Below are 19,429 nucleotides of genomic sequence, written 5' to 3' on the forward strand. Positions count from 1 at the left end.
GCATGCTCAGAAAGACACTCGCCGGCGTCGTCGTCGGCCTCGCTTTCGCGCTGCCCCTGCTGTGGGCGCTCAGCAGTTCGCTGCGCGGCACGGGCAACCTCGGCAACTCGCTGATCCCCGCAGACCCGACGCTCGCCAACTATCTGGCGCTGCTGACGGGCGGCTTCGGCCGGGCCATCGCCAACTCGCTGCTCGTCGCGCTGGCCACGGTCCTGATCGGCCTGGCCATCTCCGCGGCGGCGGCGTTCGGCCTGTCGGCCATCAGGTTCCGGGGCCAGGGCGTGCTCTTCGGCGTCGTCGTGCTGAGTTTCCTCATCCCGTTCGACGCGATCGCGATCCCGCTGGCCACGCTGTTTCGCGACTGGAACCTGCAGAACACCTACGCGGGCCTCATCCTGCCCGGACTCGGTCACGGCCTGGCGATCTTCCTGCTGCGTCAGTTCTTCCTGGCCGTCCCGGCCGAGCTGGTGGAGGCGGCGCGGATCGACGGGCTGGGGTGGTTCGGGGTGTTCGCTCGGCTGTATCTGCCGTTGTCGCGTCCCGCCCTGGTCAGTGCGGGTCTGACGCTGTTCATCTTCCAGTGGCAGGCGTACGTCTGGCCGCTGCTCATCGGCACCGACGCCGAGCACCAGCTGGGGCCGATCGCGCTGGCCAACATGCGCGGGCAGTTCACCATCGACTATGGGCAGCTGTTCGCCGGCTCGGTCGTGCTGACCGTGATCCCGCTGGTCATCATCCTGCGCTTCCAGCGCCAGTTCACCCAGTCCATCGCGACGACCGGGCTCAAGTAGAGAAAGGCCATCATGGCTGACCGTCAGATCGTTCTCGACACCGACCTCGGCTCCGACGTGGACGACGCGCTCGCGCTGGCCGTCCTGCTCGGGTCGCCGGAGGTGGACCTGCTCGGCTGTGTCACCGTCTACGGTGACACGGCGCTGCGGGCGCGCCTGGCGCAGCGGCTGCTACGGCTGGCCGGCCGTACCCTCACCGTGGTGCCCGGCGCGGAGAAGACGCTCACCGACCGCGAGGTCTGGTGGGCGGGCCACGAGGGCAAGCTCTTCCCCGACCTCGACACCGAGCGGATCTCCCATGAGCCGGACGCCACCGCCTACCTCACCGAGCTGGTACGCCAGGCGCCGGGCCAGATCGACGTCGTCGCGATCGGCCCGCTGACCAACGTCGCGAACGCCATCCAGGCCGACCCGGAGTTCGCGGCGAACGTCGGGCACCTGTGGATCATGGGCGGGCGCTTCGACTCCCCGGAGCCGGAGCACAACTTCAAGTGCGACCCCGAGGCCGCGAAGATCGTGTTCGACTCCGGCGCCCCGATCACCGTGACCGGGCTGGAGATCACCACGACCGTGCGGCTGGACGCCGGCGACGTGGCCAGGATCGCTGAGGCGGGCGAGTTCGGGCAGGCGCTGAAGGCGGAGATCGAGCAGTGGTGGCGGTTCTGGAACGAGGAGTGGAACAGCCCGCACGACCCGATCACGGTGCTGACCCTGCTGGCGCCCGATCTGTTCGGGTTCACGCCGGAGGGCCACGTGGCGATCGGTCCCGATGGGGGGAGCGTGTTCACGGAAGGCGCGGGCCGTACGAGGATCACGGTGGCGGCGCACGCGGACGAGGTCGCCGCGCAGATCGTCGCCAGGACCGTGGCGGCGCCCCGCCCGCGCCTGTTTCGCACGAGCTAGGCCCGGCCTTCCACCTAAGGCGTCCGCCGGTCCTGGCAGCCGCACGAGCCGCGGACCACGAGCTCGGCGGGGTAGATCTTCGTCACCGGCTGGTGGGCGCCCTGCTCGACCCCGGCGATCAGCGTCTCCGTGGCGAAGCGGGCCATCTCGTCGATCGGCTGTCTGATCGTCGTCAGGCCCGGCACGGTGAACGCCGACTCGCGCGCCCCGTCGAACCCGACGATCGCCAGGTCACCGGGCACCCGCAGGCCCAGGTCGGCGGCGGCGCGCATGGCGCCGATCGCCTGATGGTCAGTGGTGGCGAACACCGCGGTCGGCCGCTCGGCCAGCAGCTCGACGGCGGCCGAATAGCCGCCCTCCATGCTGAGCGGGCCCAGCGCGACCAGTGAGCTGTCGAGCCCGGCCTCGGCCAGCCCCCTGCGCCACCCCGCCAGCCGCAGCTCGACGGCCGCGATGTCCAGCGGCCCCCCGATGAACGCGAGCCGGGTGTGGCCGTGCCCCGCCAGGTGCGCGGCCGCGAGCCGGCCGCCCTCCTCATCGTCCACGGCCAGCCTGGAGAAGTAGGGGGGCGCCTCGTGGTCGATCGTCACGACCGGGATGCCGCCCTCCATCTCCTTGACCTGCTGTGGCGACGGGCGCACCCGCATCAGCACCAGGCCGTCGACCTGCCGCTCCAGGAACGAGCGCACGTAGCCCTCGGCGCGTGCGGGATCCTCGGCCGAGTTGCCGAGCAGGACGGAGTAGCCGCGCTCCCAGGCCACGTCCTCGCACGATCGGGTGAACTCGCCGAAGAACGGGCTCTTGCCGCCCGCGCTGTCGGAGGCGATGACGCCGATCGTCCAGGTCCGCCGCGCGCGCAGGGACCTGGCCACGGCGTTGGGACGGTAGCCCAGCTCCTCGACGGCCGCCAGCACCCGGCTCCGGGTCGCCGCGGACACCGGCTTGGGGCCGTTGTTCATCACATAGCTGACCACGGCGGGCGAGGTCCCGGCCAGGCGCGCCACGTCGTTACGGGTTACCACGATCACACCACTTTACCGCCCGGTACCCGCCTCTGAGCGCCGCCCCGGGGAGGGGTGCCGCCGGCGACGCTCGCGTCGCCGGCGGCCGGGACGGCGCGTCCGTCAGGCGCGATCGGCGGCGATGAGCAGGTACTGGAAGCTGCCGTTCTTGTAGGCGTCGAGGAAGTGCTGTTCGATGCCGGTGGCCAGGGCGGTCTGGGCGCGGAGTTCCCAGTAGGGGATCGTCGCGGGCGTGAGGTCCACGACGCTGATGGGGACGAGGCGGTTGGCCGCCATTTCCTTGAAGTAGGTGCTGCGCGGATGGATGTCGCAGATATAGTGCGCGTTGATCTGGCTGATGGCCCGGGACGGCAGGCCGTAGGCGTCGTTGTAACAGCCGGTGATGCACACGTATCGGCCGCCGCGGCTCAGCAGCCGGGCGTGTTCGGCGAACAGCAGCGAGAGTTCGACGTACATGGTGCTCTCGTTGTTCCAGATCGCCTGGAACGTTCCAGACTCGAAGCCAGTGTCGAGCATGTTGCGAAAGTGGAAGCGCACCTTGTCGGCCACGCCGCGCTTCCTGGCCTGCTCGTTGGCGAAGGCGACCTGCGACTCGGAAATGGAGACGCCGTCCACGTGGCAGCCGAACCGCAGGTTGGCGACGATGCTGGAGCCGCCTCTGCCCGAGCCCGCGTCCATGGCCCGGTGGTGGGGTTCGAGTGGGCCGAGCCGGCTCATGAGGAAGTCGGCCTGCGCCGATTCGAGCCGGTGGAGCTCCTTGATCACGCGTTCGTCCCGGGTCTCCGCGGGGCCGTCCAGTACCGTCCAGTCGACCTCGCCGATGCCGTAGTGATGGTGGTAGATGCCGTCCACTTCGCCCAGCCGGAGGTTGACCGGGTTCTGCTCGGTGTTCCAGTAGTCGGCGACGGATCGCTGGTAGAGGCTGCTGAGAACGGAGGATTCCTGCGTAGCGGTCACCTGAGGGATTCCCTTCTTATGAACTGCTCTTATGAACTGCCGGGGTGCGGTCAAGACTGGTAGCGGCTGGAGGAGCCATGCCATTCGAGGCAGCCGGCCATCCACGCCTGCGCTCCGCGCAGGAAACGCTGGAGCTCCACACATGGGACGGCGGCGAGTGCGCGATGGCTGGATTCGAAGCCCTTGACGAGATCGTTGTGGAGGGTGATCGCGCGTTCGGTCGCCTCGCGGGTGGAACACTTCTCCTCGGCCGCGATGAGCAGGATCACGTTGGAGTCGGGGAGTTCGTCCGCGGCCTCCTTCTCGACGGAATACAGGTCGTTGACCAGGACGCTGGCGGTGCCCGCCTGCATGAGCGCGGTGTGGAAGCGCCGCATGAAGAACAGGTCGGCGCCCAGGTGGTAGCCGCCCACGATGTCGATCAGCGTCATGGAGGTGTAGAAGCTGTCGTGCTGACGGGCCGCGAGGTAGCGCCAGACCGGTGGCGGCGTCTCCAGGTAGCGCCAAGCCGCGTAGGCCGCCCAGCTCACGTACATCTGCGAGGTGATGTTGCAGACGCGGCCGATCTGTGACGCGGTGGCGTGGCGGGAGATGTGGCTGATGCTCGACCGCAGCGAGACCAGGACGGGGTCGGCCTGGATCGTCTCCTCGAGCTGGCGGGTGTAGTCGCCCACGGGCGGCGGCGGGTCCATGGAGGAGGTCACCAGGGCCAGCCGCGGTGGCAGCTCGGTCGGCGTCGCGCCCAAATCGGTCTCGTCGGCGTAGTAGTCGTCGGCCGCCCACCAGGCGGCGTTCGTCTGCGCCGCGATCAGCAGCATGTCGGGGTCGTCGGTGTCGGGGTGCGTGAGCATGGCCAGCCGGCCGTAGCCCGTATCGCTGAACTCCTTCATCCGGCCCTCGTGGAGCCCGATCCGCTCCGCCCACGCCACCAGGCGCCGGTTGACCTCCTCGCCCAGGTCCTCGTCGATGCGTACGGTCTCGGGGCAGTACAGCGGGGAATAGGACCCGTCTCCCCATTCCCGCTCCCGGTAGGCGAGCGGCGTGAGGTCGTGCGCGCGCATGGCGCTCGAAAGGGTCAGCCGCGGCTGCGCGGATTCGTGCCCGTCGTGCTCGCGGACCCTGGGCGGGGGCCACTGGTCCGGGGACGGGACGCGGAGCGCCGAGGTGCCCAGGCCGGTGGGACCCGCCGTCATCCGGGCCAGCGCGTCCGCTTCGGCGGGCTGCTCGGGTATGGCCTGGACCTGGGTTTCGGCGGCTCGGCGGACGGAGGGGCCGGCCGGCAGCGTGATGGCGGCCGGCGGCTCTGCGGTGTCGTCTGCGGGCATGCGGCCCTCTTCCTAGGATCGTCAGGAGCGGGGGGCGGCGATGTTGGCGTTCTCCAGGATCCCGATCGCGTCGGGCACCAGGATCGCCGTCGAGTAATAGGCGCTGACCAGGTAGGACATCACCGCCTGGCTGTTGATCCCCATGAAGCGGACGTTCAGGCCGGGCTCGTACTCCTCGGGGAGGCCGACCTGGTGCAGGCCGACCACTCCCTGGTCCTCCTCGCCGGTGCGCATGGCGACGATCGAGCTGGTGTGCCCGTCGGTGATCGGGATCTTGCCGCACGGGAAGATCGGGATTCCGCGCCAGGCCGGGATCTCGTGGCCGTTGACGTTGGCGCTGCCCACGGTCAGGCCGCGCTTGTTGCATTCGCGGAAGAAGGCCGCGATCGCCTTGGGATGCGCGAGCAGCAGGCGGGTCTTGCGGCGCATGCTGATCAGGTCGTCCAGATCGTCCGGGGTCGGGGGTCCGGACCAGGTGTTGATCCGCTGGCTGTAGTCGGCGTTGTGCAGCAGCCCGAACTCGCGGTTGTTGAGCAGCTCCCATTCCTGGCGTTCGCGGATCTCGTGGATCGTCAGGCGGAGCTGCTCCTCGAACTGGTTCATCGGCTCGTTGTAGAGGTCGGCCACGCGGGTGTGGACCCGCAGGACGGTCTGCGAGACGCTCAGGGGGTATTCGCGAGGGTGGAGCTCGTAGTCCACGAAGGTGCCGCCGATGTCCGGCTCGCCGACGTGCCCGGCGGCCACGTGGACCGCCGCCTCGCCGCGTTTGTTGACCGGTTTGCGGGTGCCCTCCAGGTAACGCTGGATGTGCTCCCGCAGGGCGGGCGACTGGTCGAGCAGCCGCTGGAACTCCCGCCGCGGCGACACCATGACCGTCCCGGCGGTGGTGGCCTGGATCGAGCAGGGCCACCGGGCATCGTCCTGGGCGAAGACCTCGTCGCCGAACTGGTCACCGTCCGCGATGACCCCGAGCACCACCGTGCCGCCGTACTGGCCGGTGGACAGCCGGTTGAGCCGGCCGTGGGCGATGACGAAGGTCTCGGTGACCGGCGTCCCGGCCTCGACGATGACCTCCCCGGCCTGGAACCGCCGCGCCGTGAACGTCGAGGCGAGCGCGCTCAGCACGTCGAGGTCGCCGAACCCGCGCAGGGCGGGCAGTTCGGTGAGCGTCTCCGAGATGATCCACACGTCGTCGGCGCCGTTCTGCACCACGCTGACCCGGCCACGTCCCACCGCATGGGTCAGGCGGCGGTTGACCCGATAGGTGCCCCCGGCCACGTCCACCCACGGAAGCATGCGCAGCAGCCAGCGGGAGGTGATGGCCTGCATCTGCGGACGGGTCTTGGTGGTGGTGGCCAGGTTGCGCGCGGCCCGGGTGCCCAGGCTCAGCCGCTGTTCCGCTTGCTCGGGGGGCATGTTTCCTCGCACTCTCTTATCGTGGAATGTAACCCGTCGGCTCAGCTGGCCGATTTCGGCGGCTTTGAGAGTACGGGTGGGAAATCTCTTCCGGAGAGCATCAGATCGACGCGGGTAATTCCTCGGTCGTGGCGGCGCGGAATGTGAGCGGCTCTGTCATCGAATTCTCGGTCGCCTTCACGCTGGTGGTCCGGTCGAGGCGTCTTCGATGCTAAAGGCCATTCCGCGGCCAATCAATGGCCCTCTCTGGCTGTTCGACCATCCAAGTGCGTCTGATTTAACCGATAATTCGTGAATTAACGATGGAAAAAGCAGAGGACCCGGTCCGCACCGAAAAGGCAGGTGCGGGCCGGGTCTTCCGAATGAACTCAGGCCGTTTCGACCCTGAACGTGGTCTGGTAAGTGCGCGACTCCTGAGCCCCCAGCCAGATCATGCTGCCGTCCTCCCGGGCCGCCGCGTCGCCGCCCACGTGGTGGGTGGACGGCTCCAGGCCGATCGCGTAGTTGCCGGAGCGCAGGTTCAGCCACTCGAAGAAGCACGGGAACTGCGCCGCCCGAAACTCCACACTGACCGCCATGCCCAGCCGGTCGTTGACCACCGCGACCCGGTGCAGGCCCTCGGCGCCGGGGTTCAGCGCGTGCTCGTACACCTGCTCCACGAAGCCCGGCACCGGCCCCGGCAGCGTCAGGTGGTCGGCCCCTTGCTCGGCGACGCTGTCGCTCCGCCAGAGGGTCTCGCGGATGTCCGCCTCGAACCGGGCGCCCTCGTCGAGCAGCGGCCAGCCGAGGTTGATGTGGTACAGGAACATGTGCGGCGTCGGCTCGAACCCGGCGTTGGTCACGGTGTCGCTCAGCCGGATCTCGTCCCCGCCCAGGTCGGCCTCGATGCGGCGGGTCAGGGTCAGGTTCTCGCCGAAGACCGTCGCCTGCCGTACCTCTCCCTCGGCCCACAGGACGCAGCGGTCGCCGTCCCAGCGCTCGCCGTAGCCGGTCAGCCGGGCGGGCAGGTTGCCCGCGCGACCGTGCAGGCCGTGCCGTACGGACTGGCGGGGCGGGTAGCGGTAGGTGTTGGCGGGGACCTCCCCGCCGAACAGCGTGTGGTCGAGGCCGCCGGTGACCATGAGCCCGGAGAACGAGCGCAGCCAGGACAGGCCGTCCTCGTCGTTGTTCTCGTGCAGCCCCGGATGGCGGAAGCCGGTGGGGGAGCGCCAGCCGAAGGACCGCCCGGCGTGCTCGGCCGCGCCGATGTCCATGCACCGGTCGACCAGCACGTCGAAGGCCAGCCCCGAGCCGGTGCGGAACTCCAGCGTGCGGATGCCGCGTTCGGCGCCGTCGCCGAGTGTCACCAGGCGCACCCCGCCCATCGCGGCCGGGTCGCCGGTGAGCTCCGCCAGTTGCCTGCGGGTCGGCGTCATGCCATCACCCACCCTCCGTTGACTTCGATGGTCTGGCCGGTGACGAAGGACGCGTCGGGGCCGGCCAGGAAGGACACCACGGCGGCCAGCTCCTCCGGGCGGCCGCGCCGCTGGAGCGCCTGCCGTTCGAGGACGAACCGGTTGTACGCCTCGGGATCCGGATGGATCTCCTCGGCGGCCGTGGGGAACGCGCCGGGCGAGACGCAGTTGACGCGGATCTCGCGCGGCCCGAGTTCGCGGGCCAGAGCCCTGGTCAGGGCGGTGGCGGCGCCCTTGGTGGCGACGTAGGCGGCCAGGTCGGGCCAGCCGCCGTGCATGGTGATCGAGGCGATGTTGATGATCGCGCCGGCGCCGAGCGAGCTCATCTGCCTGGCCGCGTGCTGGGCCGCCAGCCAGTAGGCGCGCTGGTTGACCGCGTGCACGTCGTCGTACTCGGCCAGCGGCACCTCCAGGAAGGGCCTGCTGGGATAGATGGCCGCGTTGTTGACCAGGACGCCGACCGGCCCGAGCGCGGCGGCCGTCTGGGTGAAGGCGTCCTCGATGGCGGCCGGGTCGCGCAGGTCGGCCGCCAGGTTGAGCGCGCCGTCGAGCGAGCCGGCGTCGAGGTCGAGCGCCGCCACCTGGTGGCCGTCGGCCGTCAGGCGGCGCACGATCGCCTGGCCGAGCGCGCCGGCCGCGCCGGTTACCAGCGCCGTGGTCATGTCCACTCCCTGTGCAGGTCGTCGAGCAGGTCTCTGGCCGGTCTGCGGGCGGTCAGCCCGTCGCGGAGCAGGGCGGAGGTCCGCTCCTGCTTGCCGATGTAGCCGGGGAAGCGCGGCCGGATCCAGGCCGCCTCCACGGTGTCGCGGGTGTCGCGGTAGAAGCCCGAGGCGTCCCAGGCGGAGCGGGCGGCGGGCTGGCCGCCAGTGGCGGGAAACAGCCCGGTCTGCACCGGCTCCGACAGCAACCGGCGCAGGTGGGCGCGTACGGCGTCCCTGGTCCCGGCGTCGCGCACCCGGCTCTTGGAGACCGCCAGCCCGGTGCCGCCGAGCACGCTCCCCGGCGCCCTTCCGGGCCAGGCGGGGGCGTCGGCGAAGGCCAGCGGGTAGGTGGCGTACCCGTACACCAGCGGGCAGAGGTCGGGCCCGCCCGCCGCCATGGCATCCAGGACGCCGATCGGATTACGGAGCGAGACCTCGGGGTCGGCCAGCGCGAGCAGCTCGGCCATGAGCTCCAGCGCCCGCAGCCCCGCCTCGCGGTCGAGGAAATCGCCCGAGCACAGCGCGCAGAACATCAGGAAGGCGTGCGGTCCGCCCAGGCACAGCGTCAGCCGCCCGCCCTTCTGCGCGAACTCCACCGTCTCGGGCCAGGTCTCCGGGATGTGCGTGCCCGGCCAGGCGGCGGCCACCTGGGCGGCCGCGTCGAGCGGCAGCGCCCACTGGCGCCCGTCCAGGTGGTAGCTCTCATAGGAGCGGCCGACGGTGCGGGCGCGGAAATCGGCCAGCTCGGGCGCGGCGAACAGCTCGTCCATCGGCACCAGCGAGTCCAGCGCCGCGCCCAGTCCGGGGTGGTCGATCACCAGCACGTCGTACGACGCGCTCAGGGTGGCGATCGGCTCGGACTCGAAGCCTTCGAGCGGCTGCCGGTCCCACTCGATCGGCTCGGGCACGTCGCCGTACGGGTTCGGCCCGGCCAGGTCGAGACGGGTGAGCTCGTCGAGCGGGGCGTGGCCGCGGGGGTGGTCCCAGGTCAGTCCGCGCACGCGAGCACGCCCTTCTCCACCAGCTCGGCGGCGCGTTCCGCCGGGTAGCCCAGCTCGCCGAGTATCTCCGCGGTGTGCTCGCCCACCAGCGGCGCGCCCCTGCGTACCTGGGGCGGGGCGGCGCTGAGGCCGTACGGGAAGCCGGGCGTGGTGACCGTGCCCTCGGTGCGGTGGTCGTAGGTGACGAACGAGCCGTTGTGCCGGACCTGCGGGTCGGCCACCAGCTCCGCGTAGCCGTACACCGGGCCCGCCCACAGGTCGTGGCGGGCGCAGATGTCCAGCCACTCGGCGGTCGTGCGCTCGGGCAGCCGCCGGGCGACGGTCGAGGTGATCTCGTCGCGCTGCGTGTGGCCGTCCATGTCGGCCAGCTCGGGCAGGTCGAGCGCGACGGCCAGCCCGTCGAGCCTGGGCATGCCGAGCGCGAGGTAGCCGTCCTTGGTGGCGAACACCCCGTACGGCGCGCGGATGTAGGTGTGGCCGTGCGGCTCGCGCCCGCGCCGCTGCGGGACCCCGCCGACGGTGAAGACCGACAGCTCCTGCATCTGTACGGCGATGGCCGCGTCGAGCATGTTGACGCTCACCCGCTGGCCCTCGCCGGTGCGCTCGCGGTGCAGCAGCGCGGCCAGGGCGCCCTCGAAGGCGCTGTAGGCGGTGATCGCGTCGATCGCGTAGGTGCCGGCGGGCGCCGGGGGGTCGCCGTCGCGGCCGGTGCTGAGCATGGCGCCGCTCATGGCCTGGAGCAGCAGGTCCTGTCCCGGTCGCGTCACGTACGGGCCGCTCTCGCCGTACCCGGACATGGAGACGTAGACGACGCGCGGGTTGAGCCCGCTGATGGTGTCGTGGTCCATGCCGAGGCGCTCGGCGACGCCGGGCCGGTAGTTCTGCAGGAACACGTCCGCCGTCGCGGCGAGCCGGTGAACGATGTCGCGGCCCTCGTCCGACTTGAGGTTCACCGCCAGGCTGCGCTTGTTGCGGTTGAGGGACAGGAACGAGGCGTTGACCTGGTTGCCCGTGGCGCCGCCCGCGGGAGCGTGGCGCTGCCACTCACCGGTCACCGGCTCCACCTTGATCACGTCCGCGCCCAGGTCGCCCAGACGCATGGCGGCCAGCGGGCCCGCCATCGCGATGGACAGGTCGACCACGCGGTAACCGTCGAGTACGCCCATCAGCGCCCCTCGAAGACCGGCTCGCGGCGGGCGGCGAACGCGGCCCGGCCTTCGGCCGCGTCGGCGGTGGCCATGCAGACGGTCTGCAGGTCGCGCTCGTACTGGATGGCCTGGTCGAGCGGCATGGTGTGCGCCGCCTTGAGGTTGGCCTTGGCCGTCTGGGCGGCGATCGGCGGCCGGGCGGCGATCTTCCCGGCCAGCTCTCGTACGGCCGGCAGCAGCTCGTCAGGAGGCAGCACTTCGGTGACCAGCCCCCAGTCCTTGGCCCGCGCGGCGTCGATCGGGTCGCCGGTGAGCAGCATGGTGGCCGCGTTGCCGGGGCCGACGGAGTGGGCGAGCAGGGCGGACTGGCCGCTGCCGCCGATCCAGCCGAGCTTGATCTCGGGCGCGGCGAACGTGGCGGTGGTGGCCGCCAGCCGGATGTCGCAGGCCATGGCCAGCTCCAGGCCGCCGCCGTACGCGTAGCCGTTGACGGCGGCGACGATCGGCTTGCGCAGGGCGCGGACCGCGTCGCCGTAGTCGCCGCGGTTGCGGAACTCCCACGGCGTGGCGTACGCGTCGAGCTCGCGGATGTCGCTGCCCACGCAGAAGGAGCGCTCCCCGGCGCCGGTGAGCACGGCCGCCCGGATGGCGGGGTCGGCGTCCACGCGGTCGAGGCAGGCGCGCAGCGCGCCGGCCATCTCGGGGGTGATGGCGTTGAGTTTGGCGGGTCTGTTCAGGGTGATGACGGCCACCGGGCCGGCCACGTCGAGCAGGACGTCCATGGATTCCCTCAGCAGTGGAGCGCGTCGGCGCGGGCGACCTCGACCACCTCGCGCATGGCCTCCTCGGCCTTGCGGTGATGGCGGCGCCGGATCGCCACGGCGACGCGCTCGTGGTTGGGCAGCGTTTCCTTGTTGTGCGCGACCGATCGGGTGTGCACCTGCCGTACCGAGCGCAGGGCGATGCTGATCATGTCGTAGATGTAGAGCAGCAGGTCATTGTCGGCGGCGCCGAACACGGCCCGGTGGAAGGCCAGGTCGGCGTCGATGAAGGGGTCGGGGTCGTCGGCCGTGGCGTGCAGCGCGGCCAGGGCCTCGTCGATGCGCTGGATGGCCGCCGCGTCCGCCCGCTCGGCCGCCACCCGGGCCGCCCCGGGCTCCAGCGCGACGCGCAGGTCGGCCAGCACCCGGATGTCGCCGGCCTGGGCGTCGGCGCCGAACCGCCAGCTCAGCACGTCGGCGTCGAGCAGGCTCCAGGACTCGCGCGGCCGGACCCGGGTCCCGGCGCTCCTCCTGGTCTCCAGCAGGCCCTTGCCGGCCAGCACCTTCACGCCTTCCCGTACGGCCGAGCGGCCCACGCCGAGCTCGTTGACCAGCTGCTCCTCGATCGGGATGGGCGTGCCGGGCACCAGCGAACCGTCGACGATCCGGGCACCCAGGGCGTGCACGACGTGAGCGTGCCGAGCCGTGTCCGGGTAAGGATCAGTTGCCACGGTTTCCTCCGTATTCGGATGTTTGGCACAGTATCGGGACGGTCGGTTTTTTCATAGACTTTCATCTGATGAAGTTCGGACTTCATCAGATGAAGCTGGGAGTGTCATGCACATCGTACGGTTTGTCAGCCCGCTGACCAGCACGGACGCGGTCGGCGTCGACGACGGCGACCAGGTGACGCAGCTGGACGGAGTCACCACCGTCGGAGAGCTGCTCCGCCTGCCCGTCGCGGAGCTACGCGAGCGGTGCGCCGCCGCGGCCGGCCCGCGCCACCCGTCGGCGTCCGTCCGGCGGCTCGCGCCCGTGGACGGGCTGATGGAGGTGTGGGCCGCGGGCGTCACCTACCGGCGCTCGCGCGAGGCGCGGGTGACCGAGAGCGAGCGGGCGGCCGACGTGTACGAGCTCGTCTACGACGCCGAACGCCCCGAGCTGTTCTTCAAGTCGGTGGCCTGGAAGGTGTCGGGGGACGGCGGCCGGATCGCCGTGCGCGCCGACTCGGAGATCGACGTGCCGGAGCCGGAGCTGGGCCTGGTGCTGAACTCCGCGGGCGAGATCGCGGGCTACACGGTGGTCGACGACGTGAGCTCGCGCACGATCGAGGGGGTCAACCCGCTGTACCTGCCGCAGGCCAAGATCTACCTGGGCGCGTGCGCGGTCGGCCCGGCGATCAGGCCCGTCTGGGAGGTGGCCGACCCGTACGCGCTGGACATCACGCTGACCATCGCCAGGGCGGGGGAGACGGTCTGGGACGGCACGGCGTCCACCTCGGAGCTGCACCGGCGCCTGGACGACCTGGCCGGCTACCTGTTCCGCGCCGACGCCTTCCCCGACGGGGCCGTGCTCTCCACCGGCACGAGCCTGGTGCCCGACCTGCCGTTCACGTTGCGCGACGGTGACACCGTGACCATCGGCATCGCCGAGATCGGCACGCTGACCAGCACCGTGGTGCACGGTCTGGCCGCCATGGGCTGAGACGGGCTTGTTCACCGCCAAGCGCTGAGACCGGCACGACCAGGGCCGGGCACCGTCTCCGGTGCCCGGCCCGTCGTTATTACGGCCCGTCGTTATTACGGCCCGCAGGGCGGCGTGAAGATGCGCAGTATCCCCTGGCGTACGCCCCAGCCTCCGGAAGGCTGGCCACAGCCCCTCCAGAACTGGCCGACGAGCTTGTCGTTCCCGTCGAAGTAGTCCATGACAAGCAGGACGTCGCCTCCGCCCGGGGGAGTCGAGATGAAGGTCGTCGGCTCGGGCACGGGCGCCGAGGCCGAGGCGGTGCTCGCCGGTAGCAGCGTGAGCGCGGCGGCGACGGCGGCCGCCACGAGGACGGCCAGCATCCAGGCCAGGACGAAGCCGACGCCGCGCGGGCGGCTGGATCTGATCATAGAGACGTCCCTTCCTATGAGTTCTCCAAAAGGAGGGCGTTCCGACATCGGCACCGGCATGCCGGAGTGCCTCCGGCGGCCCTACAAAACCGTAAAGGGTGCGGTTCCGGTCATCAGGTGACCGGAACCGCACCCTTACGTGGCCGGGGTGACCCCCGCCCGGTACGGACTCAGCCGCTCATGGCGACCGCGTCGGCCTCGGTCTTGGCCTTGGCCGCCTGCGGCGTGGCGGCCCCGCGCAGCGGGACCTGGCGGATGAACAGGGCGGCCACGATGCCGATGGCGGCCACGACCGCGCCCCAGGTGAACAGGGCGGTGATGCCGTTGGTGACCGCCTGCTGGAACAGGTCCTGGACCGCCTCGGGCAGGCGGCGCAGCAGCTGCGGGGTCATCGAGGAGGCCTGGGCGGCGACCGCGGGAGTGCCGATGAGGGTGTCGGTCAGGTGGTTGGCGTAGACGGCACCGAGCAGCGAGACTCCGAGCGAGCTGCCCATGTTGCGGAGGAAGGTCGACACGCCGGTGCCCGCGCCCATGTCACGCAGCGCGAGGCTGTTCTGCGCGATCAGGGTGCTGGTCTGCATCAGCGCGCCCATGCCGGCGCCGAGCACCACCATGTAGAGGGCGGTCACCGTGGTGGAGGTGGCGACGTCCATGGTGGCGAACAGCGCCAGGCCGATGGTGACCAGGACGGCGCCGACGATCGGCACCGACTTGTAGTGCCCGGTCTTGCTGATCAGCTGGCCGGCGGCCAGGCTGACGGCCATCGAGGCGATCATCATCGGCATCAGCAGCAGGCCGCTGTTGGTGGCCGAGGAGCCCTGGACGAACTGCTGGAACTGCGGCAGGAAGCCCATCGCGCCGAACATCGCGAAGCCCGAGATGAAGGCGACCGCGCCGGACAGCGAGAAGTTGAGGCTCTTGAAGACCCGCAGCGGCATGATCGGCTCGGCCACGCGCCGCTCGACGAAGATGAAGGCGACGAACGTGACCACGGCCAGGGCGATCAGCCCGAGGATCTGGCCGGAGCCCCACTCGTACTGGGTGCCGCCCCAGCTGGTGACGAGCACCAGGGCGGTGATCCAGACCGTCAGCAGGCCGGTGCCCCACCAGTCGATCACGGCCTTGCCGGTGCCCTTGGGCAGCTTGGCCAGGGTGATCCAGCACAGGACCAGGGTGACCGCGCCGAGCGGCAGGTTGACGTAGAAGGCCCAGCGCCAGCTCAGGTTGTCGGTGATGAAACCGCCGATGAGCGGGCCGCCGATCATCGCGACCGGCATGACGGCCATCATGACGCCCTGGTACTTGCTGCGGTCGCGCGGCGGGATCATCTCGCCGATGATCGACAGAACGCCGACCATCAGTCCGCCCGCGCCCAGCCCTTGGATGGCGCGGAAGGCGACCAGCTGTGCCATATCCTGGGACGCGCCGCACAGCACCGAGCCGAGCAGGAAGATCGCCACTGCGGTGGTGAAGATGATGCGGCGGCCGTAGAGGTCGCCGAGCTTGCCCCAGATCGGCGTGGCCACGGTGGAGGCCAGGACGTAGCCGGTGGTCACCCATGCCAGGTGCTCGAGGCCGCCCAGCTCGCCCACGATCGTGGGAATCGCAGGGGCGACGATCATGTTGTCCAGCATCGCCAGCAGCATGGCGACGACCAGGCCGCTCATGGTCACCATGATCTGGCGGTGGCTGAACCCTAATCCGACCTGCTCTTCCGCTCCCGAGGCGGTGTCCGCGCTGTCCTTGGCCATTACGTGCACTCCTGTCGATCCATAGAACTTACCTGTCGGTCGGCAAGCGTACTTGCTAACCGGCCGGTAGGCAAATAGGCTGTGTAACAGTTTTGGAGCAAGAGGGAAGAGCCATGACCAAGACGGAGCCGGCGCCGGGCGCGCGGCGCAAGGGCAGCCAGACGCGAGCCGAGATCCAGGAGGCCGCGCTGACCCTGTTCACCGAGCACGGCTACGACGCCACCTCTATGCGCGAGATCGCCGAGCAACTGGGCATCACCAAGGCGGCGCTCTACTACCACTTCGACAGCAAAGAGGCGGTCATCGTCAGCCTCTTCACCGACCACATGCGGGCGATGGACGAGCTGCTCGACTGGGCGGCCGGGCAGCCGCACTCCCCGGAGCTGGCCGCCGAGCTGCTGAGCCGGTGGCTCACGATGAGCAGTCAGCAAGGGGTGCGGAACATGCGATTCGCCGTCGCCAACCACACCGCGCTGAAGACGGCCATGCCGACGGGTCAGAGCAGCCCGCTGGAGCGGACCGACCGGGCCACCCGGCTCATCCTGGGCCCCGGAGCCTCAGTGCAGGATCAGCTCAGCGTCCGGCTGGCCCTGCTCAGCGTGCACAGCGCCGTGCTGGCCGCCCAGGGCACCGAGGCGACGAACGACGACATCGTCACCGCCGCGATGCGCACGGCGACACTCCTGGTCAGCCACCTGTTCCCCGACCTGCCTCTCCTCAGCCTCAGGGGACCGGAACCGCCCGCAGAGTGACCGGGCCGAGGAGCGGGTTCAGTTCGTCGGCCTGCGACTGTCCGGCCGGGGTGAGCACGTCCACGGCCTTGGGCACGCCGCCCGGGTCGACGGAGCACAGGGGAGCGGTCCCGCCCGGGGCGCACACGCCGAACTGGTACGGCTGTGGAGTGGCGGTGAAACCCCTGGCCTGGTCGGCGCTGAACCCGTCCTGACCGGCGAGCACGACCGCGAACCGCCAGCCGGGCCCCGGCGTGCCGAAGTCCGCCTTGGGCAGGGCGATCGTGATCGTGCGGGTGGTGCCGGAGCCGCGGACGGCGGCCCCGGACCGGGCGACGCCGGCGGCCGTCACCCAGACCGGGGCGGCGAAGCCCTGCGCCTCCACCCGCTGTGACCAGGCGTCCTGCTCGGCGATGCGGTAGTTGCGCTGCGGGAACGCCGGATCGGTCGAGCGCGCGGTCACGGCCGGGTCCTGGACGTAGACGTCGAGCAGCTGGGCGCCGATCTGGCTGCCGAAGGTGGGAGTGAGGTCGGCGATCTCGGCGCGCAGGTAGACGGTGCTCGCGTCCGTGATGACCTGGAACCTGCGCAGGTCGAAGGCGCCCGCGTGGAAGTCGGCGGCCGTCGGGTAGGCGTAGGTCCCCGGCCCGTCGTCGTCGCCATCGGGATCGGTGACGTCGAGCACGGTCGTGGCGCCGGTGATGTCACCGATGACCGACCGCCGGGCGTACCCGGTGCGGCCGTCGGCGGTTGTGGCGGTCACGGTGAGTACGACCTCGCCGAACGAGACCGGCGCCTGGGCGGTGAAGCGGCCGTCGGCTCCGGCCCGTACCGAGACGACCCTGGTGGCGGCGCCGATGTCGATGGGCGTGGCCGCGACGTCCGCGCGCGCGCCGGGCGCGGTGGTTCCCTCGACCGTGACCGACGTGCCGGTGGCCGTGCTGCCTTCGGCGGGTGCGGTGAGGGTGAGCGGCGCAGCCTCGGGCATGCCGTGGGCGGCGTAGCGGCGGCGTACGATCTCGGGCTGTTCAGCTGGGCGGCCCGACCCGAGCGAGAGGATCAGCCGCACCTCCTGGGCCTGCGCCCAGGTCAGCGGGGAGGCCGAGCCGGCGGGCTCGCCGTCGCGGAAGCCGATCGAGGCGGTCGCCGGGTCGGTGCCGTATGGCGCGGCGGCCAGGTCCGGGTTCTCCCACGCCTGCTCGGGGACCAGGCCGGTGCCGGAGGACATGGCCCGCATCGCCGCCAGGAGGGACGCCGCCGTACGCGGGTCGCCGGTCTGCAACGCCTGCTCGGCCCGTTCGCCGGACAGGACCGGCCACAGGTGGCCCGAGCCGGTGTTCGCGGTGGGCCAGGGCCGCCCGGACGGGGCGCAGGAGGTGGGGTCGGGCTCATGGCAGTCGCCGTAGCCGTCCTCGGTGCCCGCGGTGTCGGAGCCGTAGCGGTACCAGCCCCGGCCGTTCGGCGTCGTACGCCCGATCACCCGGTCCACGACCGGCAGACTGGCCAGCACGTCGGGGTCGGTGGCGGGCAGGATGCCCAGCCGGGTCAGCTCCAGGAAGCCCGCGTCCACCACCCGGCGCTGGTCCTCGGTCGGGCCGCCGTTGCCGAGGTTGTACGGGGCGGCGGCGTCCGGGTCGCCGGTGCGCGACAGGCGCAGGAAGTAGCGGGGGGCGTACGGGCCGGTCGTGGTGACCGTCCAGCCCTTGACCGAGCGGGCGAAGTGGTCGGCGGTGGCGCGGTAGAGCCTGGCCCGGCCCTGGTCGTCGCGGCCGGCGGCGATCTCCCCGGCGGCGACGAGCCCGGCGATCTCGGCCGCGATCGTGGACGGCGAATAGCCCTGCTGCTCCTCCCAGCGCTCGACGCCGAACGCGGGCCCGTGCGCCACCAGGAAGTCCGCGGCCTGGCGGAGGTGTTCCCACAGCTCCGCGCCTATCCCGGCCTGGTGGGCCATGAGGATCGGGTACGCGCTCTCGTCGAGCTGGTCGCCGCCGGAGTCGGGGGCGAGCCGGCCGTTCAGCAGGGAGTTGCGCGGCAGGCGGCCGTCGGGCAGTTGCTGACGTTCCAGCAGGAAGCGGGCCGTGGCGCGGGCGGTCGCCAGGTCGCCGTCGGTGAGGAAACCGGTGAACGCCTCGTACAGGTCGCGGGCGAACACCTCGCGATACGACCCGAAATAGACCGCCTTGCCGCCCACCTTCTCGCCCGCGCCGACCGCCTGGCCCCACGGGCTGGCCAGCGAGGCGACGACGGCTCCGGGGAAGGTCTTGTCCTCGCTCGCCTTCAGCACGTTGGCGGACAACCAGTAGGCGTCGGCGAGCGAGGCGGGCGGCTTGCGCAGCCCGGCGTCGTAGGTGGCCCAGCCCCCCTCGTACCGGGCTCGGGTGGTCTCGAACGGCCGGGCGGCGGCCGCGCCCGCGGTCCGCAACGCGGCGGCCGCCGTACGGCCGAAGCCGAGCGCGAAGGTCACCGCACCCGAGCCGTCCAGAGGCAGCCGGGCGGTGGCGACCACGTTGCCGTCCGGCGCGGTGGTGGTGGGGGTCAGCGTGTGGGCGGAGTCCAGTTGCGCGGCGCCGTCGCTGGGCGTTCCCGCGTAGCCGACGCCCGCCTGCGGCAGCCGCCGCTCCGCGCGCAGCGCCAGGTGGGTGGGTACGGCGTAGTCGCGGGCGGGCGCGGAGGTCTCGGTGTTCGGGTCGGAGATCACCGGGGCGCCGGTCGGGCCGTCGATCACGCCGCTGTCGGCCCCGCCGTTCGGCGCGCCGCCGCCTCCGTTGCCGTTGACGCTCGCGTCCAGGCGTACGTACAGGCGCAGTCCGGCCGGTTGGAGCCGGGTCCTGACCACGACGGCGTCGCTGTCCGGATCGGTGAGATAGGTGGTGGTCAGGCGGTAGCGGCCGGCCTTGCTGGAGGAGGTGATCGTGCAGGTCATGCCGGAACGGTCGGTGCTCACCTTGTAGGTGGTGTCGCGGGACTGCAACTCGGTGAACGTCGTGCCGTCGGTGACGGCGAACTGCATCGTCTCGACGTTGGTGTTGTCGATGGTTGGCTCGTAGACGTCGGACAGCACGCCGCCCGCGACCGTGTACCAGACCTTGGACGCCCGGCCCGCGGCCGTACCGACGCAGTCCTTGCGCGCCAACCCGAAGTGGGACGCCATACCCGGCCCGGCCGGGGCGGGGCCCCGCGCCATGTGGGACGCCATGCTCGGCCCGGCCGGAACGGGACCCCGGGCCATGGCGGGCGCGGCGGGTAGCCCGACCAGTGCGGCGGATACGACGAGGGCAAGTGTGAATCGTCGAACCTTGGCCATGCCGTGCCCCCTCGGGTCCGCCCTTTCGTTGCAGAGAAGACCAGGCCCTG

The 19,429-nt window shown here is 71.1% G+C and carries 17 protein-coding genes; 4 read left to right on the forward strand and 13 right to left on the reverse strand.

Annotated elements, in window-relative coordinates; genetic code table 11:
• Nucleotides 1–2: 2 nt before the first annotated feature.
• Both AB0J16_RS08245 and AB0J16_RS08250 read left to right on the forward strand, forming a co-directional pair.
• Nucleotides 3–791, forward strand: coding sequence for a carbohydrate ABC transporter permease (locus AB0J16_RS08245; RefSeq protein ID WP_358535922.1), 789 nt, complete (start codon nt 3–5; stop codon nt 789–791).
• 12 nt (nt 792–803) lie between these two features.
• Nucleotides 804–1,694 carry a nucleoside hydrolase gene (locus AB0J16_RS08250; RefSeq protein ID WP_358535924.1) on the forward strand — a complete coding sequence of 297 codons (891 nt, stop codon included), beginning with the start codon at nt 804–806 and terminating at the stop codon, nt 1,692–1,694.
• 14 nt (nt 1,695–1,708) lie between these two features.
• On the opposite strand, the gene AB0J16_RS08255 is transcribed toward AB0J16_RS08250, so the two are convergent.
• The 10 genes from AB0J16_RS08255 to AB0J16_RS08300 form a co-directional block, all read right to left on the reverse strand.
• Nucleotides 1,709–2,716 (reverse strand): LacI family DNA-binding transcriptional regulator, encoded by a 1,008-nt coding sequence (locus tag AB0J16_RS08255; RefSeq protein WP_358535926.1) that lies wholly within the window; start codon nt 2,714–2,716, stop codon nt 1,709–1,711.
• 102 nt (nt 2,717–2,818) lie between these two features.
• Nucleotides 2,819–3,673, reverse strand: coding sequence for a geranyl diphosphate 2-C-methyltransferase (locus AB0J16_RS08260; RefSeq protein WP_358535928.1), 855 nt, complete (start codon nt 3,671–3,673; stop codon nt 2,819–2,821).
• A 50-nt stretch (nt 3,674–3,723) separates the two neighbouring features.
• Nucleotides 3,724–4,998 carry a family 2 encapsulin nanocompartment cargo protein terpene cyclase gene (locus AB0J16_RS08265; protein ID WP_358535930.1) on the reverse strand — a complete coding sequence of 425 codons (1,275 nt, stop codon included), beginning with the start codon at nt 4,996–4,998 and terminating at the stop codon, nt 3,724–3,726.
• A gap of 21 nt (nt 4,999–5,019) precedes the next feature.
• A complete protein-coding gene (locus tag AB0J16_RS08270; protein WP_358535932.1) occupies nt 5,020–6,414 on the reverse strand; it encodes a family 2B encapsulin nanocompartment shell protein in 1,395 nt (464 codons plus the stop codon).
• A 368-nt stretch (nt 6,415–6,782) separates the two neighbouring features.
• Nucleotides 6,783–7,829, reverse strand: coding sequence for an aldose 1-epimerase family protein (locus tag AB0J16_RS08275; protein ID WP_358535934.1), 1,047 nt, complete (start codon nt 7,827–7,829; stop codon nt 6,783–6,785).
• Nucleotides 7,826–8,530 (reverse strand): SDR family oxidoreductase, encoded by a 705-nt coding sequence (locus AB0J16_RS08280; RefSeq protein WP_358535936.1) that lies wholly within the window; start codon nt 8,528–8,530, stop codon nt 7,826–7,828. Before AB0J16_RS08280 ends, AB0J16_RS08275 begins: the two co-directional genes overlap by 4 nt.
• Complete coding sequence (locus AB0J16_RS08285; protein ID WP_358535938.1) at nt 8,527–9,570, reverse strand: hypothetical protein; 1,044 nt, start codon at nt 9,568–9,570, stop codon at nt 8,527–8,529. Before AB0J16_RS08285 ends, AB0J16_RS08280 begins: the two co-directional genes overlap by 4 nt.
• Entirely contained in the window at nt 9,558–10,736 is a 1,179-nt protein-coding gene (locus AB0J16_RS08290) for a CoA transferase (RefSeq protein ID WP_358429775.1), read from the reverse strand. The genes AB0J16_RS08285 and AB0J16_RS08290 overlap by 13 nt, the downstream gene beginning before the upstream one ends.
• On the reverse strand, nt 10,736–11,500 hold the full coding sequence (locus tag AB0J16_RS08295) for an enoyl-CoA hydratase/isomerase family protein (protein WP_358535940.1): 765 nt from the start codon (nt 11,498–11,500) through the stop codon (nt 10,736–10,738). The genes AB0J16_RS08290 and AB0J16_RS08295 overlap by 1 nt, the downstream gene beginning before the upstream one ends.
• Nucleotides 11,501–11,508: 8 nt before the next feature.
• Entirely contained in the window at nt 11,509–12,210 is a 702-nt protein-coding gene (locus tag AB0J16_RS08300) for a FadR/GntR family transcriptional regulator (RefSeq protein ID WP_358173986.1), read from the reverse strand.
• Nucleotides 12,211–12,316: 106 nt separating this feature from the next.
• Between AB0J16_RS08300 and AB0J16_RS08305 the strand changes: the two genes are divergently transcribed.
• The gene (locus tag AB0J16_RS08305; protein WP_358535942.1) at nt 12,317–13,183 is read left to right on the forward strand and encodes a fumarylacetoacetate hydrolase family protein; all 867 of its coding nucleotides are present in this window, start codon (nt 12,317–12,319) and stop codon (nt 13,181–13,183) included.
• 95 nt (nt 13,184–13,278) lie between these two features.
• Here the strand turns inward: AB0J16_RS08305 and AB0J16_RS08310 are convergent, their stop codons facing one another.
• Nucleotides 13,279–13,593, reverse strand: a complete 315-nt coding sequence (locus AB0J16_RS08310; protein ID WP_358429781.1) for a DUF6289 family protein — start codon at nt 13,591–13,593, stop codon at nt 13,279–13,281.
• Nucleotides 13,594–13,763: 170 nt separating this feature from the next.
• Nucleotides 13,764–15,344: an MDR family MFS transporter gene (locus AB0J16_RS08315; protein ID WP_358535944.1), complete on the reverse strand. Its 1,581-nt coding sequence runs from the start codon at nt 15,342–15,344 to the stop codon at nt 13,764–13,766.
• Between the two features lie 113 nt (nt 15,345–15,457).
• Between AB0J16_RS08315 and AB0J16_RS08320 the strand changes: the two genes are divergently transcribed.
• Complete coding sequence (locus AB0J16_RS08320; protein ID WP_358535946.1) at nt 15,458–16,096, forward strand: helix-turn-helix domain-containing protein; 639 nt, start codon at nt 15,458–15,460, stop codon at nt 16,094–16,096.
• Here the strand turns inward: AB0J16_RS08320 and AB0J16_RS08325 are convergent.
• Entirely contained in the window at nt 16,068–19,379 is a 3,312-nt protein-coding gene (locus tag AB0J16_RS08325) for a glucodextranase DOMON-like domain-containing protein (RefSeq protein ID WP_358535948.1), read from the reverse strand. The two genes, AB0J16_RS08320 and AB0J16_RS08325, sit on opposite strands and share 29 nt — an antisense overlap.
• Nucleotides 19,380–19,429: the final 50 nt, after the last annotated feature.

The sequence above is a fragment of the Nonomuraea sp. NPDC049750 genome, assembly GCF_040659625.1.
GTDB lineage: Bacteria > Actinomycetota > Actinomycetes > Streptosporangiales > Streptosporangiaceae > Nonomuraea.